This is a genomic window from Paraburkholderia sp. GAS32 (assembly GCF_050434225.1).
Classification (GTDB): Bacteria; Pseudomonadota; Gammaproteobacteria; order Burkholderiales; family Burkholderiaceae; genus Paraburkholderia; species Paraburkholderia madseniana.
The window spans coordinates 1-24195 of record NZ_JBNPVS010000078.1 but is presented as its reverse complement, the minus strand read 5'-3'; the positions used below and the strand labels follow the sequence as shown (position 1 = coordinate 24195).

Sequence of the window (24195 nt, the reverse complement as noted above, 5' to 3'; positions counted from 1 at the left end):
GAGTTTGGCATTTGTTGCATTGCCCATTTCACCGGTTTATTGCGCCACCAAGGCCGGTCTGCATTCGTTCACCGAGTCTCTTCGTGTGCAACTGAAAAACACCAAAGTGAAGGTATTTGATCTAGCACCGCCTGCGACACACACCGAACTCTTGGGTGACTTTGATGTTGAAGACTTGAAGGGCGCTTCTGTCATGAAGGTGGAAGACATGGTTCAAGTCGCCGTCAAAGGAATGCAAACCAATCGATTTGAAATTCGTCCAGGTCAGGCGAATCAGCTCAAGATGATGAGTCGCGTGGCGCCTGGATTTATTTTGAAACAAATGAGCCGATCGGTCGATCGTATGCTCAGAACACAGAATTAATTCGAAGTATCCGAAGCTCGTTTTGGTCCGTTCTTTCCCGGCATAATTCCGGTCGAAGGATGGAAAGTTGGACAAGCCTACCAACGCTCTATCTTGGGGGCGCAGACCGGCTGTGTTTACAAAGTTGATTGAGCTTACCCAGCGTTTATTCGAAGACCGCCCGGCAACACCACAAGAATCCAGCCTGACAAAAAGAATCGACCTGTTTTCAATTTGACACTAAGTCAGGTCTCTTATGCCCCCCCGATACCGGCCGCGCGATCGCCGACCGGCTGGACCGGCCGCTGACGGCTGCCGAATTCCACCGGCTCGCCACGGTGCCGGCCGAAGCCGAGTGGTTTGCCAATCTCGACAATCCGCGCACGCGACGGGCGTACCAGACTGACCTGCAGGACTTCATGGGCTTCGCCGGAAACCGGCAGCCGCATGAATTCCGCATTGTTACGCGCGCATGTGCTCGCCTGGCGCAAGGTGCTCGAGGAGCGCGCATTGCATTCCGTTCAATGGTTGTCGCGCGGAACTCCGAACGTTTCCGCAATCCGTTGATACCTCACCGCAAAGTCCAGACATGCGCCATCCTGCAACTGCCCAACGTAGCGGCGGTGCAGTTCCTGCCATGGGGTCTGGTTGACAAGTGAAGGGGGTATCCACGCTTTGCGTCGCCGTTCAAGTTCATCTTTGGAAACCAGCATGTCAGCACGACGACGTCCTATGTTGAATCTGACACGATCGCCCGTTTCGAGCAGTGCCATGCCCCCTCCAACGACCGCCTCGGGCGACGCATTCAAGATTGAAGGGCTCCCAGAAGTGCCCGACTGCCGGCCGTCACCCACACAAGGCAACAATGCCACCCCCCGTTTGATCAGTTCGCTCGGCGGAATCATGTTGACGACCTCAGCCGCCCCAGGATAGCCGACCGGGCCAACGCCACGGATAAAAAGAATGCTCGACTCATCAATTCCCAACGAAGGATCATTGATGCGGTCGTGGTAGTCCTCGGGCCCCTCGAAAACCACTGCGCGGCCTTCGAAAGCGCCGGGGTCGCGTGGGTCCTCCAAATATCGCCGCCGAAATTCCGTTGAAATCACCGAGGTCTTCATAATCGCCGATTCAAACAGATTACCGGCGAGCACCGCAAATCCGCCCTCTTCCAACAACGGCTCGTCATACGGCCGGATGACCTCAAAATCCTGAATTGGCAGGCCGCGGTAGCAATCGCGCAGGCTCGCCCCAGCAACCGTCATCGTATCCGGGTGGAGCTTATTGCGTTTGAGGAGTTCGGCAACAACCGCCGCCAAGCCGCCTGCACGATGGAATTCCTCGCCCAAATATTTTCCGGCTGGCATGCAATTGACCAACAATGGAATCTGATAGCCAATCCGGTCCCAATCCCTGATATCCAATTCCACGCCGATATGGCGTGCAATAGCATTGATATGCGGGGGACAGTTGCTGGATGCGCCTATCGCGCTTGCAACCACAATGGCGTTCTCGAACGCCTCGCGGGAGAGGATATCCGAAGGACGCACGTCATCGTGTACCAAGCGGACGATCTGCTTCCCGGTCCGATATGCCATCTGACCGCGCTCACGATAGGGCGCGGGGATCGACGCGCAGCCGGGCAGTGACATTCCTAGCACTTCCGCAAGACTGTTCATGGACAACGCCGTACCCATCGAATTGCAATGACCAATTGACGGCGCCGAATTAGCAACGCAGTCCAAAAATTGTTCATATGACATGCGCCCCGCGGCCAGTTCGCTGCGAGCATGCCAGATAATCGTGCCCGAGCCCGCACGCTCACCATTGTGATAGCCGTTAAGCATCGGACCGCCGGAAAGCACGATAGCTGGAATATCGACAGTAGCAGCCCCCATGAGCATGGCCGGCGTGGTTTTGTCGCATCCAGTCGTCAGCACCACGCCATCGAATGGATAGCCGTACAGCGCCTCGACGAGCGCCAGATAGGTCAGATTTCGATCCAGCGACGCAGTGGGCCTCTTGACCGTCTCCTGGATGGGATGAACGGGAAATTCGATCGGAATACCGCCCGCGTCACGAATGCCGTCACGGACCCGCTGTGCAAGTTCGAGGTGGTGACGATTGCACGGTGCGAGATCGCTCCCGGTTTGAGCGATGCCGATCACGGGTCTGTCGCCATCCTTCAGTTCCTCCAGAGTCAATCCGTAGTTCATAAAACGTTCGAGATACAACGCCGTCATCGTCGGATTCAGGTCGTTGTTAAACCACGCCCTGGACCGCAAGCGCTTCTTGTCGGACTTGCTGTTTTTCATGGTGTCAATAACCTTTAGAAGATCGCGTGTACCCTTGTCATTTGGAGAGCTTAGCGAAACGATTACATCCGGTCGAATGAATTTCTTTCGTGGGAGCATTACGAAATGTCATGCACCGTTCCCAGAAGAAAACTGAGAGCGCGAGCTTCAGCCCATTGCCACATCGTTCATTAAATGTCTAAGACCAACAACGGGCTAAACGATCTCGATACACACACCACGATTGATCTCTGAGCGTTGCGCTCGTCGTTTGACAGCACAAAGTCCCGGTGATCTGCCAGTCCTTCGCAGAGGCCCGTCTCGCAGGTTCGGCAAAGCCCCTCCCGGCACGAAAAGGGGACCGCGACTCCATTTTCCTCAAGGACCTCCAGAATGCTCTTTCCTGCTTCGACTCGAAAGCGACTGCCGGTCGAACGCACTACCACGTCGAACGCGTCGCCAGTGGTTTGCGGTAACGAATCACCCTTCCCGCCAAACCATTCAAAGTGCACCGTGCCGGGCGGACGCTGCGCACCAGCCACCTCCACTGCGGACATCAGTGGGCCCGGTCCGCAACAATAGACGTGCTCGTCGTTCGCCACTGGCTTAAGCGCGTTAGCCAAATCAGGAAGACCTCTCGCTTCATCGTCGAAATGAAAACTCACTCGCGTGCCGTAGTGCTTTAGTACTTCGTAAAATGCGGCGCGCAAGCGACTACGGGCACAATAGAGCAATGACCAGTCTTTGCCCTGCCGCTCACACCAGTCGATCATAGAAAGTATCGGGGTTATGCCGATTCCGCCCGCAATGAAGTGGTAGTGAAGAGCCGAAGCCTCCAAAGGAAACTGATTGCGTGGTCCGCGAACCGAAAGGAGCGAACCTACACGAACGCGCTCGTGCACAGATCTAGAGCCCCCACGGCCATTTTCGGCACGGCTGACGGCGATGACATAACGGGATTCGTCACTGGAACTGCCGCACAGCGAATAATGTCTGATCAGTTCGACACCGTTCTCTGCACCGGCGGGTAGCGTCATTTCCAGATGCGCACCGGGTGAGAATGCCGGCAGGAGCTTACCTTGCGGATGCCGAAGCTCAACCGACACGACGTCAAGCGCCTCTGCGCGAATGGCTGCTACAACAAGCAACATTGGCTCTGCGGGAATCACAACCGTTGCTCCTTCTTCAGAAGCTGGTCAATGACCCACCGGAATTGCGACAGCGCGGCATCCACACTAAGCGGCACCATCTTGAACGACGGATCCAGTCCGATGTTCAACTGCTGGGAGGTGATCATGAGCCGATCCTCTTCGAACGCGCGGACAATCCCCGCATGAATCTCTTCGGTGACCTCTGGGCGGTCGATCAAGAAGTTATGCGGATGCGCGAAAAAGTAATGTGTCGAGGATTCCGTCTCGGGCGTTAGCGCCTGACAACCGCGGAACGCCAATGCACGTTCCCGATGTTGATCGTGCCCACCGGTACCGGCCGGCATCATCCCGGAATCCATCAACAGAACACCGGGCGCGATGAAATCGTAGTACATCCATCTGTCCACCAACGTGTCCTTTGGATAGTCAGAGTACTTCGCCGAATAGGCGGGCGGCTGCGTATTTTCAACCCACTTCGTCAGCCGAACTCCGTGCTCGCTGCGCTCGACCTTGGGTAAAACGGATGCGTAGTCCGCCGACCCGCCGACAGTCGTCGGATGCAGGAATGGCAGGTGAGAGAAGTCCAGCAAATTGTCCGCGATCAGTAGATAGTTGACGTCATAGTGAAGATAGCCATCAAGTGATCGCCAATCGGAGTGGTCGAGCCACTGGGTGTCGGGAATCAACGCTGGATCGGCTAGCGTGGGATCCCCCATCCATATCCAAAGCCACCGATGGGTTTCCACTACAGGAAAACTCCTGACCTTGGCCTGCGGCGGCAGGCGATCCTGCGCGGGTGCACTCACGCATTTTCCGTCGCGATCGAAGACAAGACCGTGGTACATGCAGCGAATGCAATCGCCTTCATTTTCGACACGCCCCATCGAAAGTTTCGCCCCGCGATGGCAGCAGCGATCTTCCAGCGCTACAACTTTTCTTTCCCTATCGCGCCAAAAAACGAGAGGTACATTTATGATTGTCCTAGTCAGGAATCCTTCGTCGCCAACTTCTTTGTCCCAGGCAGCCACGTACCAACAGTTTTTCACGAACATGATGCTTGTCTCCGTTTATGTTGGTGTATTGGAAGATTTCTTAGCTCACTCCGCAACATCATCTGGCACATACCCGTTATGAATCCCGCTCATTCCTCCTCGATGGACATGAATCTGCTACGCGTCTTCCACGTGGTGTACCTGGAGAAAAGCGCAAGTGCGGCGGCACAAAAGCTTGGATTGACACAATCGGCGGTCAGCCATGCTCTGCGCAAACTGCGGGAGGCGTTCGGCGACGAACTTTTCGTGCGCTCAGGACAAAAAATGACTCCGACTGTACGGGCTCAACAGTTGTACGAGCCCGTGCAGCAGATTATGGAAACGTTCGCCGAAAAGGTGCTCGCAGTCTCGCAATTCGATGCGTTGACTGCCCGGCGGGAATTCTCATTGGCTATGGGTGATCTGGCCGAGGTCGTGTTCCTTCCGCCACTGATACGTCATTTACGCGCTCACGCTCCAGGTTGCACAATCAGAACCCAGCAAATGAGCAACGAAGCGATGGTGGATGCACTTGAACGCGGGACCGTCGAGCTTGCGATTGGACACATGCCAGAGGCACACGTGAGCTTCTATAGCCAGACGATGTTTATGCACGGCTACGTCGTACTGGCGTCGACCTCTCATCCGCGAGTCAAGTCGCAGCTGTCCTGGTCAGAGTTTGCCCGTGAGCAGCACATTGTCGTGACTTCCGGATCCGATCTGCACCTTCAGGAGCAGGCGCTTTTGCCGCTTGGGATCGCCAGGAAGGTTGCAGTGACCATCGGCGGCTTTCTTGCCGTGCCGTGGTTACTACAGGGGACAGAGTTGATCGCCACGGTCCCCACCCGGCTCAGCCAGGATATCACCGCGGCGGCAATGGTCCAACAACTTGATCTACCGGAACAGGTCAAACCATATCGATTGCAAACGGTATGGCATCCCCGCTCGCACAAGGATCCCGCTCATCGTTGGATGAGAGAAGCGCTCTTTGGGATGATGAAGCACTATCCCGACCTCCGCTAATGTCACTGGGAGCTTGTACTCAAGCTCAATTGTGCTATCCAGCCAAGTCCCGCGTCCGTATCGTCACGCGGCCGGTACTCGCAACCAATCCAGCCGTTGTAGCCGAGACTATCGACCGCGTGCATGACCTCGACTATGTCGCTGTCACTACACTTCGGTTCACCTCGATCCGGCACTGAGGCAATCTGTACGTGCCCGATCAGAGGCCAATGCCGGTGCAGTGCGCCAACCGTGTCGCCACCCTGCATCCCAACGTGATACGTATCGAACTGCAGCTTGACGTTAGGGCGGGCAATGTAGCGCAACGCGACTGCGGCTTCTTCGATCGTGTGATAAAAGTAGTCTGGGTGATTCGCCTCGTTTAGCGGTTCGAGCAACAGAGTAATGCCGAAGGTCAGCGCCTGATCGGCAGCCCAACACAAGTTTCGCGTGAATACGTCGCTGCACGACGCTCGTGACCACTGAGACACATTCCCGGCCATCACGTGCAGCGCCCGTGCGCCAGCGACCGCAGCATAGTCTAGCGCGCTTCCAACACCGTCCTTGAATGCCGACTCCCGGCCCGGCAGCGCTGCAAGACCCAACTCACCGCGCGCAATCTCACCGGGCGGACTATTTATGCCCAACAGCACCAGATCCAACTCCTGCGAAGCGGCCCGGATCACTTGCGGCGGCACCTCGTAAGGAAAGTGCATTTCCACCGCGCGGAAGCCCGCGCGCGCAGCCGCCTCCATGCGCTTGAACAGTGGCAATTGTGGCCACAACATTCCCAGATTGGCCGCGAGGCGAATCATCAGGCACCCTCGCCGTCCTCGCCGCGCTTAGCCCGCACCAGAGCGCGGGTGACCGCGTCGATGGTTTGGTCAACGTGCGCAACCGAAATTGCTGTCGAGCCGACGAACATATTACGCAGCACATGCAATCCTTCGGCCGCCGCTAATTTCTGCATACGCCGCGCCAACGATGCACGCTCTGGGGTCTGCTGTGTGTATAGTTCACGATAATCGACCGGCGTGTGTGGGGTGAAGAGCAGATTGGTCATCGAACCACGGTTGACCACATGTCCCTCGGTGCGTGTGTCATATAGCGCGCGTGATAATCCTTCTTCGAGGCGTTCACCCTGAGCGGCGAGCGCATTGAAGGCATCCGGTGTCATCAACGACATCGCGACAAAGCCTGCCGCCATTGACATCGGATTGCCGGTAAACGTGCCCGAATGCTTGACCGCCGGTTCGCCGTTTTCGACCGAAAATACGGACATCACTTCTGAAGAGCCGCCGACCGCGCCGATCGGCAGACCACCTCCGATCATCTTCCCCATCGTAGTCAGATCCGGCTGAATGCCAAGCTCACCTTGCGTTCCACGATACCCACCACGTAATGACCATACTTCGTCGAAGATCAGCACTATCTTCAACTTCGCCGTAGTTTCGCGGAGCGCTTCGATGAACTCCGGCCGAGCGTACACGCCAGTTCCAAGCGACAAGCCGACGGGATCGATGATCACCGCGCCAACCTCGGACGCGTGCCGTTCAAGAGTCGCCTGCATTTGTGCAATATCGTTGAGCGGGAACAGCACGAGTTCGTCCAGCAGCGATTGCGGCGTGCCCAAGTTGTGCGCAATTACACTTGGGTTTTCGCGCTCGCCCCACTGCGCGGGTGTCGGTAGATAGCTGGCTTCCAAAAGATCATATTGCCCGTGGTAGCCGCCTTCAAGCTTCGCTACCTTCGAGCGCCCCGAATATGCGCGTGCCGCTTTGATGGCCATCAGGTTCGCTTCGGTGCCGGAATTCATAAACCGCACCTGTTCTACCGATGCGATCCGCTCAACCAGTAACTCTGCAAGCAGGATTTCCCATTCTGTCGGCATCGTGGCGGATAGCAGGCGGCTTGCTTGCGCAGCAATGGTATCGACGACCTCCCGCTTGTTATGGCCATGAATCAGCGACGCAAAATTATTCACCCAGTCAATACGCGTGCGACCATCGGCATCTGTAATCAAACAGCCGTCGGCGTGAACGGCGTAGTGGGGATAAGGCTTCGTCACCAGCATGTTTCGGGTGTAGCCCGAAGGCATCACTGCCCTCGCCCGCTCGAATAGCACCCCCGATCCAGTGGTCCCCTGTACTGGATCGCTGTCAGGTGCCTGTTGACTGCTTCGTTCACTCATTTAAATTCCTATGAAAATCGTACTAAGTGCATGACTGGAGTGACATACCCGAAGAGCCTGCCGGTAGCCTTCGTCGCGAAACTAGATCCCTTCCACGACAAGGATATCGACGTCGGCCGCATCCTCACGCGAGCGGCGCGCCTTCGTGTACTCGGCGGAATGGTAAAAAGCACGTGCTGTTTCGAAATCGGAGAACTCAATGACAACCGTTCGGGAAGGCAACTCCCCTTCGAGCGCTTGACATTTCCCGCCGCGTACAAGCACGTTTCCGCCCAATGCCTCAATTGCTTCTGTCGCCAGTCGTAGATACCCTGCATAACGATTGCTGTCTCGTACTGTGATCAGCGCAATGATGTAACCCTTGCTCATCGTGTTCACCCGTCCTCACTAGCACTCAATGTCGTTGATGACGCGCAGAAGTTCCAAAAGCAATGCGACGCGGTTAAGGTTAAACGGCCTGACAAATGCGCGCAAATCACTAATTCCCACTGTCACATTACCTCGTGGTCATGTAATGGCAGAGACCGCCGCGACCTTCGATATGACGTTCTCTGCTATGAGTCGAAATTGTGCCTAGAACAAATGACGTAGACCCACACGCACGACTGCCTGGTGCGATGAGGATGACAAGTCGTCGGCACCCGGAATATATGCCTGGTCTAGAGACGAGCCGGTCTGTGCGCCAGCGATTTTTTGAAAGACGCCTTGCACGTAGGCGTCAGTGCGCTTCGAGAGGTTGTAATCCGCCATCAGTCCGACGCTGTGAATTTTTGGTTTCACGCTGCCCGTGGTAGCTTCATAGTTCGCGACTGTGTAGACATACTGGGCGCCGAGAAAGAACTCAGGCGTGACCTGATACTTACCGTTCAGCTCGAAATTCTGAAATTTCAGCGCGTTCAGCGTTCCTCCCGCTAATGCCCCAGTCGTCGGCTGGATCGATTCGGACAAACTCAGATATCCGTCGCTTACCGGATGCGTGACATTCGTGTTGGTATAGACGAAACCCGCGGTTGCTGCGCCAAACGTATAGGTGAATCCAACGCCAAAAACGCGCAGTCGCTGAGCAACGAAATTCTCGTCGCCGCCGTTGTTGATAGCGCCGCCCGAAGTAGCAGAAGGATTGTTTGCCTGAAGGTAGGCCGCTGCGGCCAGCAAGCCCCCGTTTGCGTACTGCGCGCCCACGCTGTACTGTCGATTATTTGCGAAATTCGGATCGTTGCTGAAGCTATAGGTACCACCGAACTGGACGCCTGCAAGGTTGGAGCTAGTGTATTTGACGGTATTATTGACCCGGAATGTATTATCGGTGTTGTCGTTGTCGAACGGATGTGAAAAAAGATATCCCGCCCAGTTTCCGTTTGCCGTAAGCTGTCCCAGGTAATCGACCACTGAATCGTATTGACGTCCGAACGTCAGTGAACCGAGTCTCGCGTCCGTCAGCCCCATATAGGCTTGCCGCCCAAACAGCAAACCACCCTGACCCAGTTTTCCGTTATTGACGTTAAAGCCATTTTCCAGTTGAAACACTGCTTTGAGACCATCGCCAAGATCTTCCGTGCCTTTCAGACCCCAGCGACTCCCTTGCGCATAACCGCTCTGCAGTTCGTAGACGCTTTTACCGCCGGCGTCGTTCGTATAGTTGAATCCCTCGTCAATCACACCGTATAACGTCACGTTACTCTGAGCGGAAACCGGAGCCACACACACGGCGGAGGCAACCGATACGGCCAGCACGATGGTCTTCTTTTTCATTGGAATCTCCTGAGTCGTCAATCATTGACTTATGTCGTTGTCGTCTTACCCACTCGACGGGCGATAGAACGCATACCGCATTCAGCGCGGTACGGTTTAAGGCACCATCGTGGTAATGAGCGTCTTCTTGCCGTTCTTATAGCCATACAGCGAAAGGTTTGGATTCTTTACATCGCCTTTCGAGTCGAACTGGATTCTGCCAATCAACCCCTGGTAGTCAGTTGACGGAACTGCGGCGAGAATCTTCTTCGGATCGGTACTCCCGGTCCGCTTCATCGCGTCGACGATCACCATAACGGCATCATAGGAATAAGGCGCGTAGATCTGCACAGGCATGCCAAAGCGCTGTTCGTACGCTTTCTCGAAGGCGTCACCCGTTTTTATGCGCGACAAGGGAAGCCCCGCAACCGTGCAAATAAGGTTGTCCACGGCCACGCCAGCAAGATTGGCTATCTCATCCGAGCAGGTCCCATCCCCACCGAGGAACTTCGCCTTGAGATTCAACCCTTTTGCCTGCTTCAGGAATGGACCTGCGGTCGCATCCATGCCCCCATAAAAGACTGCATCTGGATTCTCGGCCTTGAGTCGGGTAATAAGTCCTTTGAAATCGATCGCCTTGTCGTTGGTGGCTTCTCGCGCGACAATCGTTGCTCCCCCCGCCTTGGTTGTCGCGGCAAACTGGTCCGCCAGACCTTGGCCATAGGCCGTACTGTCGTCTACTACAGCCACCTTTTTCGCCCGCAGCGTATTTAATGCGTAGTGCGCGAGCACAGGCGCCTGTTCCGAGTCCGTCGCGACCAGACGATAGGTCGTGTTAAAGCCCTGTTGTGTGAAAGCGGGGTTAGTGGAATCAGGCGAAATCTGTAGAATCTGTGCGTCGTGATAAATCCGCGACGCCGCGATCGAGACTCCCGAGTTCAAATGCCCGACCACAGCGATCACTCCATCGTCGACCAGTTTCTGTGCGATCTGAGTGCCTTGCCGAGGATCGGCTGCGTCGTCCATTGCGTCCAGTACAAGGCGAATCTTGCGGCCGCCGATCACAAGACCTTGCCGATTCACGTCCTCGACAGCGAGCCGCGCGCCATTTTCATTCTCCTTTCCTAAGCTTGCGATCGCGCCTGCTGTCGGGGCTGCGCTGCCGATCTTGACTACTTCCAGTTCATCGCCTGCAAACACACTATGACAAGTGAACGCCAATGCAATCAATGCACCAGCCTGCATAACATAGACCTTCATGAATCCCCTCCTGATATGGTTTTCGGTATCACCGATAGCTAACGAACACGGCGTAACCTCGGAATAGATCGGGCTATCGACAAGATCAACGAAAACTGGCAAAATCAATATGGATGACTAAGTACTTGCCCGTCCTTTCGCTTCGTGGTCGTCAAGCGGAGTCTTGCCGGGGTCAATTGGCTAGCCGGTGACGCCCCCTCTCCCCCGAACCCACCGATCATGCTTGTCTCATCGATTGCGCCGAACACTAGAAGCCTATTTGGGCAATTTTTTGTTGACAAATCACTGTTTTTACAGGCCTCATTACCTTTTGGTAATGTCGAACCGGTCATGCTGTCGCCAATCGAGCGTTTCTTCTCCAGCAATCTGAAGTTGTCGCACCTGCGCATGCTGGTGGCGCTATCGGACCTGAAACAGGTCACACGGGTTGCCGCGGCGTTTCATGTCACCCAGCCGGCGGTGTCGAAACAACTAGCGGAAATCGAACAGGCCATGGAGGCATCGCTGACCCTGCGGGTGGGAAACACTGTGCAGTTGACTGATGTCGGCAAGGCACTGGCCCGGCGTGGTCGGGAGATACTTCGACAGGTCGATCTCGCGCGTAAGGACGTCACCGCGCTAGTAAGCGGCACCGCTGGCCACGTGGTTTTGGGCGCGGTGACAGCGGTTCCCCAAGCGCTCGTCTCGAATGTCGTGATGAGTTTCCTGTCTAGGGCGCCAGCCGCCACGCTGACTTTCATTGAGGGGCCTCTGGACGCATTGCATACGATGCTGCTGGAAGGCAGGGTAGACGTGGTTCTCGGCAGGACGAAGGTCAAGGACGACCCCGAGGTCGTCCAGGAATCGCTTTATCGCGAGCCATTTGTATTTGTGGTCGGCGTATCCCATCCTCTGGCGAGGTCCAGCTCCGTCACGCTTGCGGAGTTGCACAATTTCCCCTGGCTCGTGCCACTCAAACAATCTCCGTCATATATCGCGCTTGCGCGATTGATGGAGGATCATGGTGTAGATATCAATGACGCTTGGGTAGAATCCAGTTCCGTGCTGCTCAATATTGAACTGCTGGCTCGCGGATCGTTTGTATCGATTTTGCCTTTGTCGTACGCGCGGGAGCATGTGGCTCACGGACGCATCTGTTTGCTCCCGACTCCACCGCTGGAGCAACTCGGCGAAGTCATCATGTGCCGGCGCGCTGACCTCGAAAACCCTGCAGCACTAGTCATTGCAGACTGCGTGCGCGAGGAGGCAACAGATCGGTCAAAGTTCTCCCCTTCCATAACGGACAATGAATATCCTTCATCATTGTTATGAACCAGAATCGCTCCGCAGCCTGATATATTCGCCTCCTTATCCGTAATCGAGTTCAAGCTCGGGCGGCGCTTATGTGGCGCATCAGGAGAACAAATGAGCATTCCTTATCTTGGGTTTTGTGGACTTGGCTTGATGGGCACGCCTGTAGCAAGACGCTTGCTACAGGCCGGACATCGTGTTCAGGTGTGGAACCGGACACCGGAAAAAGTACGCCCGCTGCTGGACGAGGGAGCGATCCTGGCTGCGTCGCCTCGCGCGATGGCAATGCAATGTGCGATTGTGTTCACCTGCCTCACGGACCAGTCGGCAGTCGAAAAGATTGTCTTCGGTGACGAGGGACTCCATGGGGGTGATGCTCTACGGCTCGTAGTCGACCACTCAAGCATATCGCCTGTTGCAACCCGGGAATTCGCGCAACGCCTCAGCGAGGCATGTGAGGCAAGCTGGATCGACGCTCCCGTTTCTGGCGGTGCGGCTGGCGCTACTGCCGGAACACTGACGGTAATGGCGGGAGGAAATACAGAGGATATCGAATCGGTACGTCCGTTCATGCGTGCGTACGCCAGCAATGTCGTACAGATCGGCTCAGTGGGTGCCGGCCAGGTCGCGAAGCTATGCAATCAGACTATCGTCGTTGCGACCCTCAGTGCGATCGCCGAAGCGATTTCTCTAGCGTGGGACAACGAAATAGATGCCACGATCCTACGATCGGCACTGGCCGGCGGATGGGCCGATTCAGTCTTGTTGCAAACGTTCGTTCCGCGCATGACAGGCGCGGTTTCATCAGACATTGGGGCAATCAGCACTATGCTCAAAGACATCGACAACATCGGTTACGCGGCGCAAGCCACAGGAACGCCGATGCCGGTGCTTTCCGCTGTTCAGCAGCGCTTCCGGGTTGCTGTCGCCCGCGGCTTGGGTAGCGAAGATCTGTCTAAAATCATTCACGCGTTTTCCGACGCTCTTGCAACAAGGTGAAGGATCAGCACGCGTTGCGCCCCGAAAATCCCAAGGACAGCCCAAAAGCGATCATTCGCGAGCAGCAGTTCGTGAACGGTGGCGCACATATGGCGTCACGTCTGAAGGACCCGCTTGCGACACCAACCGGATTCAAATTGGCACATTAGCTGATTTCATCCAAAGGCCAAATGGGGCGCCGGACCTTTGCATAGGGTAATGTCCGAAGATCCGTTGCAACAATTCCGCCCGCGTCAGCAAAAACAAGTTCTCGACCGATCACCTCAAAGTCTGCCCGAAAGTGGTTAATTCCCTTGCACACATGTACATTGACGGCCTCGGGCTCAATGCCGAAGATGCGGAATTGTTCACGATCCTCCTTCTGCACACGCTCGCTTACGATCACCACGCGCACCTCGCCAACCCGAAGCACGCAACCCAAACCAAACTGACCATACATGCCCGTCATGAACAGACCTTTGCGCAGATATTGTCGATCCGTAGACCGCATTAAATTTGTCACCGTAGCGACAGTAATTCTGTGAACTCGCGACGAGGTGGCGTTCGCGTAATGGTCCAGCCTTGCTGGACAAGCGTTCGGACCACGCGAAGTAAATTTGTCGCCGGCCTCACGAAGCGGGTGGCAGTTCACGTACCGAATTTCGACGTTCGACCACGAGCCGTTCGCGCAGGCAGGGTGCATCAGCTGCCCGGCTGTGCGGCAGCAGCCGGCCCGGAAGAGTCATTCGTCGCGGCCGCCATTTGGACACCCGCCCGACCGCTTCACTCCCGCCAACGGTCCTTCGACCGATGATGTGCACCCCGTCGTCGGCGTGTACGGACACTGGCCGCTAGTGAACTCCATGACCGCTTCGACACCGTGGAGAGGCAATTGAATATCAACATCGATTGGCCGACGGGACCACAATTCCGACCGCTTTACGGTGCATGACACAACCTATCTCTTCGATTCCGCCTCGACGGGGACCAGCCGTTAGAAATCGAATGGATCGCGCTCCTTTAGCCCAAGCCACTTCTCGAGCGAGCGTTGCAGCGTTCGTAGAGCCTCCTCGTCCTCGGAGAATTCGGAGGGATCGATCGCGTCGCACCGGGCCTTTGCCACGTTGATGCCGATGAAGTCGTCGATTGTCTCTCTGTTGAATGTGTTGCGCGGCGTTGAAACCCGATCACCCCACGAGTGGCTCGTGCCCCGGCTCATCATGCGTGTGACCATGCTTGCAAAGCCCTGGTTGGTTCGGATCGCCTCCACCATCCACGCGCGCGGTTCGTCCAATGAACCCGCATAATCCCTCCACCGGTAGAGCATAGGCATGAGATCCGGCTCGGTGACCAGCGCGTCATCGTCCGCGGCGCGGCTTCTCATCAACCGCAGCCATTCCGCCTTCATCGCCTCAACGGTGTCGAGGTCGAGTGCCGGATCGAACACGCCGTCCTCACCCTCCTTCCGATCGGCTGGATCGTTCAGATGGATCAGGATCGCAGCGATCGACAACGCCTTGGTCTGGCGGAGCGCCTCAAGTGCCAGACCACCGCGCACTCCCTCTGGGACTCGTTTCAGGAACCAGCTCGTCGCTCGCCAGGCGGAAAGCCAAGGCGAATTGAAGAAGTCAACGTCGCGCTGACCTGCGAGCTTTTGGGCGATCCCGAACATACCGGGCAGCAGCACAGCGGCGTTCTCGACCGGGAGGCGGTCGACGGACTCGTCGAATCTTGCAACGAGAGAGGGCAGTAGGCCGTCCGCCTCGATGTCGGCGATCGCGGCAGCTAACCCATCCTCCGTCGCCGTCGCATCAAGGAACTCGACGAAGCGGCGCTCCGACATTTCGCCGACCGCCGTCTGGAGTTCGAAGTAACGCGGGAAGAAGCGCGGAGAGCACACCCGCTTTTCGGCCAGCCACCTGAGATGGAAGCCATCCCCATAGTTCGTTCCTCCGAATGCCCATTCGAGAGTCGGGAAGAGGTCCTTGAGCGCGTCCCGGACGGTAGAGCGGCGCTCCTCCGACACCGTCTCGAGAAGCCCCTCGGCCGCGACCCTGTCTGCCTCCCGCCGGCCATTGCCTTGGAAACGCCGTTCTTGGAGAACCAGCTCCCTCTCTCGGAACAGCGCGTCGTGGAGATCTGGTTCGAAGACCCGGAACGCCTCCAGAAGAAGGAAGTCGACGATGTTCACCTCGAACACGTCGCCGGCCGCATGCAACGGCAAGTGCACGGCGATGGACGAGATCAGTCGGCGCGCGTCTCGCATGTTTTGTAGCAGGGGCTGGATGCAGCCAATGAAGGCGTTACCCCAGCGCGTATGCGTCAACCCGTTCGCCTCGGTCGCGTAGGGTCCCGCCAGCTCGGAAAGCTCCTCCCCGAATGTACGATGTACGATCGACACTGGGACCGCCGGTAGGTCGAAGCTGGCTTGCACAATCTTTTCGAGGAAGGCGCGACCGTCGTCGGCGGCAACCGGGTCGAGTGCCCGCTCTACGATGCTAGGCTGGAACAGGAGTACAAAGACGATGTTGGGCAGGTTGGCATTCGCCTTCACCTGCCGGAGGAGCATCCGGATCTGCTCTGGCTCGAGCCGGTCGATATCGTCAACGAAGACAACTAGCGGCCGATCGAGTTCGCGAAGACGAAACTCCAGTGCTTCGCGTACCTTGTCGAGTGGCTCGCCGCCACGATCACGTCCGAGATGCGACAGCACGCCTCCCAGCAGGGGCGTGCCGACCGAGAGGACGGCGAGAGCGGCCGCCACCTTCGCTGCCGTCGGGAGGTTGAAGCCTATGGCCGAGGCGACAGCGACCACCGAAGCGTTCGTCAGGACCGTCGAGATGAGATGGCTCGAACTCCCAGCCTCCTTGAGCGGCGTGCCGGTCCCTGTGAGGATCGTGCCGTATCGTCGCAATGCTTCGGCGCGGGCAAGCGCTGCCTTCGAATGCTCGCCCCCGAGACGATCCGCTATCTGGCCGAAGAGGGCCCGAGCGATCGCGTCACCGTCGCCCCACTGCCAAGGATTGAAGTCAAGCCAGTCCGCTCCTTCACTCCTAGCGTCGAGTCTCTCGGTGATTAGATTTTTAAGAGACGACTTGCCGAAACCCCATCCACCCCGGATTGCGAACACCCTGCCTTCGCGCAGGCTGAGCTCCGAAAGCACGCTGGCTATGCGGTTCGCGAAGTCGGCCCTCCTCAGGCGGTCCTCGGACGCCGACCGGATCGGCGCCTCTGCCCCAATCCCGCCGTCTGGCCGTTCGGTCCTCGCGGCCGCCGCACCGAGCTTCGCACGACGACGGGCGCGCCACGCCGACAGAAGGAATAGCGGCCAGGTCATCGCGCAGGGAATCCGAGGGGAGCGCCGGTCTCACCGAGGAGGCGGAGCGCTGGCGTCGAGATGGGATGCGACGGCTCAGCAATAAGGATAGCGATTCTCGAATATCTCCCACCACCTCTGTCTCCACGACCACTCGCGATATTTTTTCGGCACATAGATATATTCCTGGCAATGCTTGAGAGATTTCCCACGCTCGTGCATCCTAGCCGAAGACGATAAACAGCGAAAATGTTGCCAGATAACAAAGTTAAGCGGTATATGAGCGACGACAAAATGTCCGACGAAGAGTACTTGGCTTCCGTCCGGAAGGCCCGGGAAGAATCGGTACGTTTCTTCAGCTCGGCGAATAAGCCTGAGCGAGAGTGTTGGGTTGTAAATGAATTTCTCGGAAATCTGGGTGTGACGTTTGTGGAATCCGAAATTCTGCCTGTTGCTGATGAGCCGCCTGATATATGTTTTCGATCGGCAAACTTCGAAGTGAAGGAGATCCTCGATAAGGGTCGTCGCCGCCATGCCGACTACAAGGCCGCGCTTGAAAAGGCGAAAGCGGCTACGGTGCCACAAGATCTTCTCGAGCAAGCGACACCTCGTGACATCACCTATGCTGAGGTTTGCGACCTGGTTGAAAAGGAGGTGGAGCGCTTTTCAGAGAAGTACGCGCCCGCAACCCGAAAAAATCTCGATTTACTTTTTTACGTCAATCTGGAGGATGTTTACGGCTATGTTGCAACGCCGCTGCCCCTGCCGAGCAGATGGGAAGCCTTCGGATTCAGCTCAGTGTCGATAGTGATGGGGCGGTTGGCTGTCATTCTAGTGGCGGCAGATAGTGCGCCAGATTTTCTCAGGAACGGCGGGCCTCGCGTAATCCTCAAACCCCGCGGCAACGAGAAAGATGCCATCTAACATCGTGTCCTAGCGGACGGCGAAGCTTACGGCCTCTTTCCGGAGGGCCGCTGTGGGTCGAGGGTGTGTGAAAACCCACGTCAAGCGGGCCGATCGAAAAACTCGACCTTCAGATCGCGCTGTGTTGGCTTGGTGACGACTCGGGAAGGGTGAAGCGACGCCCTAAAACCGGGTGATTTCGCGTTTTCACACACCCTCGGTCGATCGGAGCCGGTCGTCGTCGAGCTCAATTCGGCCACGGACGGTTAGTGCCACTGGTCGCCAAAATTGCCCCCAAATTGCTAAGAGACGGTTTCAAAAAGGCTCCTGCATAGATCGCTGGAGGGTATTCCAACAGATGAGGCAAGCGGCGAACTTCAAGAAAGCTTCATGGATCCTGGCAAGGCGCTCGTAGCGGACTCGAAGACGATGGAAATTATGGAACCAGGCATGAGTACGTTCGACTACCCATCTATATTTTCCAAGCCCGCTGCCATGCTCGGTGCGGCGCTTCGCGAGAACAGGTTTGATACCCCTATCACGCAATTTCTGCCTGTGTGCTTCGGAGTCGTATCCGCGATCAGCATAGACGACTCGAGGCTTTCGCAACGGTCGACCGCGGATACCACGGATGGGTGGAATCGCTTCAATGAGGGGAAACAATTGTGTGACGTCGTGTCGATTGGCACCCGTCAAGATGATCGAGAGTGGCAACCCATTTGCATCGGTCGCAACATGGTGTTTGGAACCCGGTCGCGCACGATCTACAGGGTTCGGCCCGGTTTTTGGCCCGCCCCGATAGCCCGAACGGAAGACGAATCGAGAATCACGCGTGAGAGGTCGATTTGGCCAGCTGCGCGTAGCTCGGCGAGCAGTAGTTCGTGCAATCGATCCCACACGCCTGCTTTCTGCCAGTCGCGTAAGCGGCGCCAACAGCTCACGCCAGAGCCGCAACCCATTTCGGCAGGTAGATCGCGCCAACGCAACCCTGTGCGCAACACATACAAAATGCCGTTCAAAGCGGCGCGATCGGGTATCGGCTTTCGACCTGGATACTTCTCGCGCCGAGCTTTCGGCTGTGGCAGTAAGGGTTCGATTCGCTTCCACAATTCGTCGTCAATTATTGGCTTGCCCATCCCCTTGACTCCGTCGTCACGACGACCAAGGTTAACAGCATGTCCATGAAGTTAACAGCCCCTTCAAGTCTTTTTGAAACCGTCTCTAAGGTTATGTCTGCGCGAGGTAGCGGTTCGGTGTGCCTCGTCGACCACTACAACTTACTTCAATGCCGTTCGACCGTCATGGGGCACTCAATATGGAGAATTCTTTGCTATCCGGCCATTCGTCCGATTGGTGAAACAGCGCAATGCTTCTGTCTCTTGCTTTGGCAGCTTTTGTTGCGCTGCTTGTTGCGGGAGCAACAACCGGAGCAGTTGTGTCAGCAAGACGCGAAGCGGCTGCAGCACAGCGCGATTTGGAACGATACAAGGCAACTGTTGCTGGCCAAGTTGCCGATGCAAAAAAAGCAGGAATCGAAGCTGGCGAGAAAGCGGGTAGTGCTGACCTAAAGGCCGCCCAGGCAAATGAAAGAGCGGCTGGTTTTGAAAAAGAAGCGCAAGAACTAAAAGCATCCAATTTGGCATTGGAAGCGCAAATACAGCCACGGCGTCTTAGCGGGGAGAATCTAAAGAAACTGGCAGAAGCTCTATCCAAAATGGGATCGTTCCCTATCGGGATCGTATCGAGAATATTTGACCCGGAAGGTTCAGATTTTGCGGATGACTTAGATAGCGCTTTCGGTGCCGGGAGGTGGCACCCGGTTAGACAGCGCGATTGGACGATGTCCAATCGTGGCGTTGCCATTGCCACTTTCGAAGGCACAACGCTTCCTCCGGACTTCACAAATGCGCTTATCTCGGCACTTGCCGGAGCCGGCATCAAAGCAACAATGATCACGATCAGTAACGGCAACCAAAATACAACTTCCGTGCATTTCCAACCTAACGAGCTATATCTCCTTGTGGGAGCGAAACCATAACGAAGTGCGGTCCATGTGGAGGAGAGCCACCCCCGCGATATGGCCGATTTGTACCGTATTGCAGCCTTTCTCCAGCGGAACTCGTCAACGGCTGAAGTGGGTCGATCTGAGCCGGTTGTCATCCGGCTCAGTGCGGCCACAAAGGGGCATCGAATCTACGGTCACCTCGACGCTCAAGCATCGCCTGTGCACCCGCAAACCGCCATTCGGCTCACGAATCCGCTCGAAGCCTCGCAAAACGAACACGGCCACCGCCGCACTCAAATTTTGAGTCGCGAGACCTTGGTTCCCGAGAGCGACACATCTCCCATCAGACCGGCATTGGTCAGCACGATCGCATTGACTGGTGCGGTTGCCGTTGTCGTATCGATCGCACCGTTCGCACCGACCTTCAAGAGCGCGACGGACCCTTCTCCGCCGACCGACCAGCCTTTGGAACGGCGAAAGCTGTTGAGCGCATCATGGGTCATGAACAGGAAGATAACGGCCTTCGATTGAGCCCCCGCCTGCAGGCCAAATGACCCGGATACCGTGCTGTAGTAGCCAACGGATTTCCCGCCTACGCGCAATGCGCCTTCGCCGTACTCGCCGCCGGCGACGAAGCCAACCTTGATCACCGATGGGAACACGAGCACACCGTTCGCCTTGTCGACCAATTCCCGGGAACCCCTGACGTTCGCGTATAGCTTCGACAGGGTCCCATGGATCTTTGCATCGATCGCCCGCCGCTTCGAATCGTTGGACTCGTTGGCAACGGCATCGCTGACCGCCCCCAGGGAGACCGTGAGCGTAAGACCCGCGCCAACTAGCATTGCGCCCGTCCGCACAAAACCTCTTCTGTTCATCGCTACCTCCGTCGTGGTTGCATGGGTTACCGGGTCGCGGCCTCGTCTCCAGATGACCGGGATCGGTCAGGCATCGGGACCGGACTTTACGAAGCGCCGGTACGCCGCTCCAGTTCCGCTGTCGTGCGCTCCAGCTCCTGCACGATCATCGCCTCATCGGGCAACACCGTCTGGTATTCCGCCGCAAGAGTCTTGTTCGGCAGGTTGTCCAGCGCGTAGTGTGCTTCGGCCGCACCTTTTTCGGCGCAAAGGATCAGACCGACAGGTGGATTCTCCCCAGGCTTCATCCAGTGCTCGCGCGCGTAGTTCAGATAGAGATGCATCTGCCCGGCGTCCACATAGCTGAAGCGGCCGACCTTGAGATCGATGATGACCAGGCATCTCAACCGTCGATGGAAAAACACCAGATCGACCCTGAACCACGTGTCGTCGATTCTCAGGCGACGCTGCCGGCCGACGAACGCGAAGTCGTCGCCGAGTTCCAGCAGGAAATCCGCCAGATGCTGGATCAGCGCCTCCTCAAGATCCGACTCCGAGTACTCGTCCTTGATGTCGAGAAACTCGAGGACGAACGGGTCGCGAATCGCCTCCTCTGGCGTGAGGAGATCACCCGGCTGGGCATCAGCGGCTTTTCTGAGCAGCGCCGCCTTGTTGCGCGACAGCGCCAGCCGCTCGTAAAGCTGGCTACCGATCTGGCGGTCGAGCTGGCGCACCGACCAGCCTTCGCGCAACGCCTCTGTTTCATAGAAGGCGCGCGCGGCCGCCGTCTTCACAGCAAGCAGGCGCACATAGGCGGACCACGGCAACGTAAAACGGGTGGCGAGCGCCATGTAATCAGGCGCTGTTGCCATGGTGTCGACAACGTCTTTCGTCGGCAGCGATTTTCCAGACGGCGTCTGGACATTTTCCGGGGCTGCCGATTTTCCAGACACTGTCTGGAAAATCTCCGCCGCCGGCCAGGCGAAATAAAAGGCGCGCATGCTGGCCAGATTGGCCCGGCCGAATCCGCGTCCGAAACGGCGCGTCAGGTCCTCGGCGAGCCGGGCGATCAGCGCCTGTCCGTAGCCCGCGCGCACCTGCCCGCCCTGCTCACGGGCGACGATCCGCCGCCCGATCTCCCAATAGGCGGCGGTCATCACGGCATTGACGTTGCGTGCCGCCGTGCGTCGCGCCGACTCGACGACACTGACCACCTCCTTGTGCAACCCGGCGTAGTCGTCGGGCGTGATCGCCACCTTCGTCATGACGCGTTGACGGCATCCTTGAATGCCTTGCCGGCCGTGAACTTGACCGTCCTTGCCGCGGCAATCTGGATTTCGGCGCCCGTCGACGGATTGCGTCCGGTGCGTGCGGCGCGCTGCCCCGTCGAGAACGACCCGAAGCCGATCAGCTGCACGGCGGCGCCAGCGGTCAGCGCATGCATGATCGCCCTGAGCACCGCATCAATGGCTTCTCCGGTGGCGGCCTTGCTGTCGCCGATGCGAGCCGCAACGGCGTCGACGAGTTCCTGTTTGTTCATGGACAGTCTTGTTCGATGAAGGAAACCCGCACCCTACCGCATCGCACGGCTCTCAGGCAAACCCGGGCAAATCTGACGCCGGCGGGCGTCAGCACATCGCTGGCGCCGTGCCCTGCCCTTGCCCGCAAGATCCCGGGTCTCCGGCGACGACCGGAAAGCAGCATGCGGCAAAATCGCCACATCTGATAACTGGAGTAATCACGAATCGGCCTTGACGCGAACGGCGGGCTGCCGGCAGGAACCTGCGCACCGGCCCGATGGGCGCCGGAGCACGCGCTCAGCGACTCCCGGTCGGCCGGGTCGACAGGGTGCGCCGGTACTGGTCGACTTCCAGCAGCAGATGGTCAATCCGCTCGCGCAGCTGGCCATTCTGCGCGCGCAGCGCGTCCGCCTCCCCGCTCGCCTGCAGGCGCACCGCATCGTTCTGCATCTTGAGAAACCGCTCGGTGCCGGCCAGCTGCGTGGCGGTCTGCGCGAGGGCCGTCGCGCCCACGCCGGCGCGTTCGATCGACGCGTGCAGCTCGCCGAGCAGCCGGTTCACGTGTTCGCCGGCCAGATCCCGTGCCGCATGCGCTTCGCCGAGTTCGCGGTGCAACTGCGCATTGTCCTGCTCAAGCCGCCGGATCCGCGCATGGGCATCTTCCAGCGCCGCCTGCAGCAGCGGCTGTTGCACCATCGCGTTCACATCACCTCGATCCGGTGCGGCGCCGCCCGCACGCCCGTCCCCCCGCTCGCGCTGCGAGGCATATAGCGGTGCGAGCGCCTCGCGCACCACCGGGGCCAGCGCCTGTCGCATCAGCTCGAGATCGACCGGGCGGTTCTCCGCACTGCCCGGCTGCGCCAGCGGGGCGAGGGCCTGCGCGCGCAGGATCGCCTGCTGGACCGTCGGGGCACTCGGATGGCGCTGGACACCGACCTGCGGCGCGACATCGCGCAGCAGCCGGCTGTAGGTGGTGGCACCGAACACGCGGCCGGTAATCGCCCGGACCTCCGCGATCAGGCCATCCAGAAAGCGCGCGTTGTCGCGCGGGAAATCCCGGTCGATCGCCGCGATGCCATTCATGATCGCGAGCAGCTGCGCGTCGCTCCATTCAATACGGGGTCGGCCCATGGTCAATTCCTCGGGGTCCGTCAGAAAAGATCGCCCTGCCGCGGATCGCGGGCGGGTGGCTTCGACGCCTTCACGGGACGCGCCGACTGGCGCCGCGGCTTCACGCGCCGCAGATGCGCGATGAGTCGCACGGGCGCACCATCGGCCAGCAGTGTCAGGCTGAAAAGACCGGTGTCACCCGGCGCGGTCGCGCCGGGGTTGCCCACTGCGGCTCTGAGGGACGGTTGAAGGGCCTGCCGGCGGGCGCGTGCGCCCAGCTGCGCGCGGCTCATGCCGGGCCAGCAGTCGGCCACGAAGCGTTTGACGGCATCCGGCAGTGCATCCGGCGCGAGGTCGGCCGGCAGGCCCAGCGCGACCAGTTCGAACGCGTCAGCCATCGACACTCCGCCCTGCCGTCGCCGCAGCCGTCACCCCAGCGCCATCGCTGCGCATCGCCTGCTGGTCCATCCGCCCTCCCCCGCTGGTTCCCGATCCCGCCGATTCTGCCATAGCCAGCGTTATTTTTACTATCGTATTTATTACTCTATTTTCAACTACTGAACATTACCCCCATAAGGTTCTGCAGGCAGAACTTCATCCGCGACGATAAATCCCAAGGTACGCTTCGGGTCGACTACTGAAATTCGACGTCAAAGTAAGACCGAGTGCGTTTGGGAGCGGTCAGTCGACATCGGTGGAAAGATCGTCGATCGCTACGCTTGTCCTTGCAGGGGGCTGATTTGAGACTAACAGGCAGTCGCTCGGGGTATCAGATCGTTGAATGGAACAAGGGAGACGACACGCAAATAGGTGAGCTAACTCAACGTTGGCCGCAACTCGTTCTAAGTCGTTTCGTTGCCATCGCGAGTTGCGATAGTGATCCATATAAACCGGGCGAAGAGGAATTTGCTGTCGGATGGACGCAGGCCGGCATCCGAGCCGAGGCGGCAACGTTGATTGCCACGTTGAGGTTGTTCACAGAGGCCAACAACGCCAAGTTTCTCGGCCGCGGTTAGGTAGCACTGCAGCGGCATGTGGGATGACTGCTTTCGTTTGTCGAGCCGGAGACCGAATGTCTGCAACGGGGTCGCGTGCTGCCGATCGCCATCAGGCAGTGATCGGCCGAGCCTGTGTGAAAACGCACTCATCGCCTAAACTGAATCAACTCATTGAGACCGGGTGACTCATGAAGCGATTCGTTGAAGGCGATGAC

General features: G+C 57.9%; 22 protein-coding genes and 1 pseudogene. 6 read left to right on the top strand and 17 right to left on the bottom strand.

Annotated features, from left to right (window positions below):
• Positions 1-364: SDR family NAD(P)-dependent oxidoreductase (locus P3T25_RS46115; protein ID WP_429364249.1), on the top strand; the 364-nt coding region annotated here is incomplete at its 5' end.
• Between the two features lie 233 nt (positions 365-597).
• Here the strand turns inward: P3T25_RS46115 and P3T25_RS46110 are convergent.
• From P3T25_RS46110 to P3T25_RS46095, 4 genes are all read right to left on the bottom strand, one after another.
• Positions 598-834: a hypothetical protein gene (locus tag P3T25_RS46110; RefSeq protein WP_429364247.1), complete on the bottom strand. Its 237-nt coding sequence runs from the start codon at positions 832-834 to the stop codon at positions 598-600.
• Positions 835-864: 30 nt separating this feature from the next.
• Entirely contained in the window at positions 865-2658 is a 1794-nt protein-coding gene (locus P3T25_RS46105) for an IlvD/Edd family dehydratase (protein ID WP_429364245.1), read from the bottom strand.
• A gap of 170 nt (positions 2659-2828) precedes the next feature.
• The gene (locus tag P3T25_RS46100) at positions 2829-3788 is read right to left on the bottom strand and encodes a PDR/VanB family oxidoreductase (protein WP_429364243.1); all 960 of its coding nucleotides are present in this window, start codon (positions 3786-3788) and stop codon (positions 2829-2831) included.
• A gap of 14 nt (positions 3789-3802) precedes the next feature.
• Positions 3803-4840, bottom strand: a complete 1038-nt coding sequence (locus tag P3T25_RS46095; protein WP_429364241.1) for a Rieske 2Fe-2S domain-containing protein — start codon at positions 4838-4840, stop codon at positions 3803-3805.
• Between the two features lie 108 nt (positions 4841-4948).
• On the opposite strand from P3T25_RS46095, the gene P3T25_RS46090 reads away from it, so the two are divergent.
• Complete coding sequence (locus P3T25_RS46090; protein WP_429364239.1) at positions 4949-5842, top strand: LysR family transcriptional regulator; 894 nt, start codon at positions 4949-4951, stop codon at positions 5840-5842.
• Positions 5843-5844: 2 nt separating this feature from the next.
• Here P3T25_RS46090 and P3T25_RS46085 read toward each other — a convergent pair whose 3' ends face one another.
• The 5 genes from P3T25_RS46085 to P3T25_RS46065 form a co-directional block, all read right to left on the bottom strand.
• Complete coding sequence (locus P3T25_RS46085; protein ID WP_429364237.1) at positions 5845-6636, bottom strand: hydroxypyruvate isomerase family protein; 792 nt, start codon at positions 6634-6636, stop codon at positions 5845-5847.
• Complete coding sequence (locus P3T25_RS46080; protein WP_429364235.1) at positions 6636-8012, bottom strand: aspartate aminotransferase family protein; 1377 nt, start codon at positions 8010-8012, stop codon at positions 6636-6638. The genes P3T25_RS46085 and P3T25_RS46080 overlap by 1 nt, the downstream gene beginning before the upstream one ends.
• An 81-nt stretch (positions 8013-8093) precedes the next feature.
• Positions 8094-8381 (bottom strand): DUF1330 domain-containing protein, encoded by a 288-nt coding sequence (locus P3T25_RS46075; protein WP_429364233.1) that lies wholly within the window; start codon positions 8379-8381, stop codon positions 8094-8096.
• 204 nt (positions 8382-8585) lie between these two features.
• Positions 8586-9764: a porin gene (locus P3T25_RS46070; protein ID WP_429364231.1), complete on the bottom strand. Its 1179-nt coding sequence runs from the start codon at positions 9762-9764 to the stop codon at positions 8586-8588.
• Positions 9765-9860: 96 nt separating this feature from the next.
• Entirely contained in the window at positions 9861-11003 is a 1143-nt protein-coding gene (locus tag P3T25_RS46065) for a branched-chain amino acid ABC transporter substrate-binding protein (protein WP_429364229.1), read from the bottom strand.
• A 219-nt stretch (positions 11004-11222) separates the two neighbouring features.
• Here P3T25_RS46065 and P3T25_RS46060 point away from each other — a divergent pair, with 219 nt between their 5' ends.
• The gene (locus tag P3T25_RS46060) at positions 11223-12314 is read left to right on the top strand and encodes a LysR family transcriptional regulator (protein WP_429364226.1); all 1092 of its coding nucleotides are present in this window, start codon (positions 11223-11225) and stop codon (positions 12312-12314) included.
• Positions 12315-12407: 93 nt separating this feature from the next.
• On the top strand, positions 12408-13292 hold the full coding sequence (locus tag P3T25_RS46055) for an NAD(P)-dependent oxidoreductase (RefSeq protein WP_429364224.1): 885 nt from the start codon (positions 12408-12410) through the stop codon (positions 13290-13292).
• 145 nt (positions 13293-13437) lie between these two features.
• Here the strand turns inward: P3T25_RS46055 and P3T25_RS46050 are convergent, their stop codons facing one another.
• Positions 13438-13974, bottom strand: a complete 537-nt coding sequence (locus tag P3T25_RS46050; protein WP_429364222.1) for an MlrC C-terminal domain-containing protein — start codon at positions 13972-13974, stop codon at positions 13438-13440.
• A gap of 291 nt (positions 13975-14265) precedes the next feature.
• Entirely contained in the window at positions 14266-16608 is a 2343-nt protein-coding gene (locus tag P3T25_RS46045) for a KAP family P-loop NTPase fold protein (RefSeq protein ID WP_429364220.1), read from the bottom strand.
• A 258-nt stretch (positions 16609-16866) separates the two neighbouring features.
• Here P3T25_RS46045 and P3T25_RS46040 point away from each other — a divergent pair, with 258 nt between their 5' ends.
• Complete coding sequence (locus tag P3T25_RS46040) at positions 16867-17511, top strand: DUF1780 domain-containing protein (RefSeq protein WP_429364218.1); 645 nt, start codon at positions 16867-16869, stop codon at positions 17509-17511.
• A 390-nt stretch (positions 17512-17901) separates the two neighbouring features.
• Here the strand turns inward: P3T25_RS46040 and P3T25_RS46035 are convergent.
• A pseudogene (locus tag P3T25_RS46035) lies at positions 17902-18626 on the bottom strand (IS5 family transposase); the annotation flags it as partial.
• A 230-nt stretch (positions 18627-18856) separates the two neighbouring features.
• On the opposite strand from P3T25_RS46035, the gene P3T25_RS46030 reads away from it, so the two are divergent.
• On the top strand, positions 18857-19528 hold the full coding sequence (locus P3T25_RS46030) for a hypothetical protein (protein ID WP_429364216.1): 672 nt from the start codon (positions 18857-18859) through the stop codon (positions 19526-19528).
• 260 nt (positions 19529-19788) lie between these two features.
• Here P3T25_RS46030 and P3T25_RS46025 read toward each other — a convergent pair whose 3' ends face one another.
• The 5 genes from P3T25_RS46025 to P3T25_RS46005 form a co-directional block, all read right to left on the bottom strand.
• Positions 19789-20373, bottom strand: coding sequence for a BPSL1445 family SYLF domain-containing lipoprotein (locus P3T25_RS46025; protein ID WP_429364214.1), 585 nt, complete (start codon positions 20371-20373; stop codon positions 19789-19791).
• 86 nt (positions 20374-20459) lie between these two features.
• Positions 20460-21617: a PDDEXK nuclease domain-containing protein gene (locus tag P3T25_RS46020; protein ID WP_429364212.1), complete on the bottom strand. Its 1158-nt coding sequence runs from the start codon at positions 21615-21617 to the stop codon at positions 20460-20462.
• Complete coding sequence (locus tag P3T25_RS46015) at positions 21614-21892, bottom strand: HU family DNA-binding protein (protein ID WP_429364210.1); 279 nt, start codon at positions 21890-21892, stop codon at positions 21614-21616. Before P3T25_RS46015 ends, P3T25_RS46020 begins: the two co-directional genes overlap by 4 nt.
• 277 nt (positions 21893-22169) lie before the next feature.
• On the bottom strand, positions 22170-23003 hold the full coding sequence (locus P3T25_RS46010; RefSeq protein ID WP_429364208.1) for a hypothetical protein: 834 nt from the start codon (positions 23001-23003) through the stop codon (positions 22170-22172).
• Between the two features lie 20 nt (positions 23004-23023).
• Complete coding sequence (locus P3T25_RS46005; protein WP_429364206.1) at positions 23024-23380, bottom strand: hypothetical protein; 357 nt, start codon at positions 23378-23380, stop codon at positions 23024-23026.
• Positions 23381-24195: the final 815 nt, after the last annotated feature.

What these genes read in the sequence shown, in the direction of transcription:
- P3T25_RS46105 (WP_429364245.1), bottom strand. Translation starts at nt 2,658, where the DNA reads ATGAAAAACAGCAAGTCCGACAAGAAGCGCTTGCGGTCCAGGGCGTGG.
- P3T25_RS46100 (WP_429364243.1), bottom strand. Translation starts at nt 3,788, where the DNA reads ATGTTGCTTGTTGTAGCAGCCATTCGCGCAGAGGCGCTTGACGTCGTG.
- P3T25_RS46095 (WP_429364241.1), bottom strand. Translation starts at nt 4,840, where the DNA reads ATGTTCGTGAAAAACTGTTGGTACGTGGCTGCCTGGGACAAAGAAGTT.
- P3T25_RS46090 (WP_429364239.1), top strand. Translation starts at nt 4,949, where the DNA reads ATGAATCTGCTACGCGTCTTCCACGTGGTGTACCTGGAGAAAAGCGCA.
- P3T25_RS46085 (WP_429364237.1), bottom strand. Translation starts at nt 6,636, where the DNA reads ATGATTCGCCTCGCGGCCAATCTGGGAATGTTGTGGCCACAATTGCCA.
- P3T25_RS46080 (WP_429364235.1), bottom strand. Translation starts at nt 8,012, where the DNA reads ATGAGTGAACGAAGCAGTCAACAGGCACCTGACAGCGATCCAGTACAG.
- P3T25_RS46075 (WP_429364233.1), bottom strand. Translation starts at nt 8,381, where the DNA reads ATGAGCAAGGGTTACATCATTGCGCTGATCACAGTACGAGACAGCAAT.
- P3T25_RS46070 (WP_429364231.1), bottom strand. Translation starts at nt 9,764, where the DNA reads ATGAAAAAGAAGACCATCGTGCTGGCCGTATCGGTTGCCTCCGCCGTG.
- P3T25_RS46065 (WP_429364229.1), bottom strand. Translation starts at nt 11,003, where the DNA reads ATGAAGGTCTATGTTATGCAGGCTGGTGCATTGATTGCATTGGCGTTC.
- P3T25_RS46060 (WP_429364226.1), top strand. Translation starts at nt 11,223, where the DNA reads ATGCTTGTCTCATCGATTGCGCCGAACACTAGAAGCCTATTTGGGCAA.
- P3T25_RS46055 (WP_429364224.1), top strand. Translation starts at nt 12,408, where the DNA reads ATGAGCATTCCTTATCTTGGGTTTTGTGGACTTGGCTTGATGGGCACG.
- P3T25_RS46050 (WP_429364222.1), bottom strand. Translation starts at nt 13,974, where the DNA reads ATGCACCCTGCCTGCGCGAACGGCTCGTGGTCGAACGTCGAAATTCGG.
- P3T25_RS46045 (WP_429364220.1), bottom strand. Translation starts at nt 16,608, where the DNA reads ATGACCTGGCCGCTATTCCTTCTGTCGGCGTGGCGCGCCCGTCGTCGT.
- P3T25_RS46040 (WP_429364218.1), top strand. Translation starts at nt 16,867, where the DNA reads ATGAGCGACGACAAAATGTCCGACGAAGAGTACTTGGCTTCCGTCCGG.
- P3T25_RS46030 (WP_429364216.1), top strand. Translation starts at nt 18,857, where the DNA reads ATGCTTCTGTCTCTTGCTTTGGCAGCTTTTGTTGCGCTGCTTGTTGCG.
- P3T25_RS46025 (WP_429364214.1), bottom strand. Translation starts at nt 20,373, where the DNA reads ATGAACAGAAGAGGTTTTGTGCGGACGGGCGCAATGCTAGTTGGCGCG.
- P3T25_RS46020 (WP_429364212.1), bottom strand. Translation starts at nt 21,617, where the DNA reads ATGACGAAGGTGGCGATCACGCCCGACGACTACGCCGGGTTGCACAAG.
- P3T25_RS46015 (WP_429364210.1), bottom strand. Translation starts at nt 21,892, where the DNA reads ATGAACAAACAGGAACTCGTCGACGCCGTTGCGGCTCGCATCGGCGAC.
- P3T25_RS46010 (WP_429364208.1), bottom strand. Translation starts at nt 23,003, where the DNA reads ATGGGCCGACCCCGTATTGAATGGAGCGACGCGCAGCTGCTCGCGATC.
- P3T25_RS46005 (WP_429364206.1), bottom strand. Translation starts at nt 23,380, where the DNA reads ATGGCTGACGCGTTCGAACTGGTCGCGCTGGGCCTGCCGGCCGACCTC.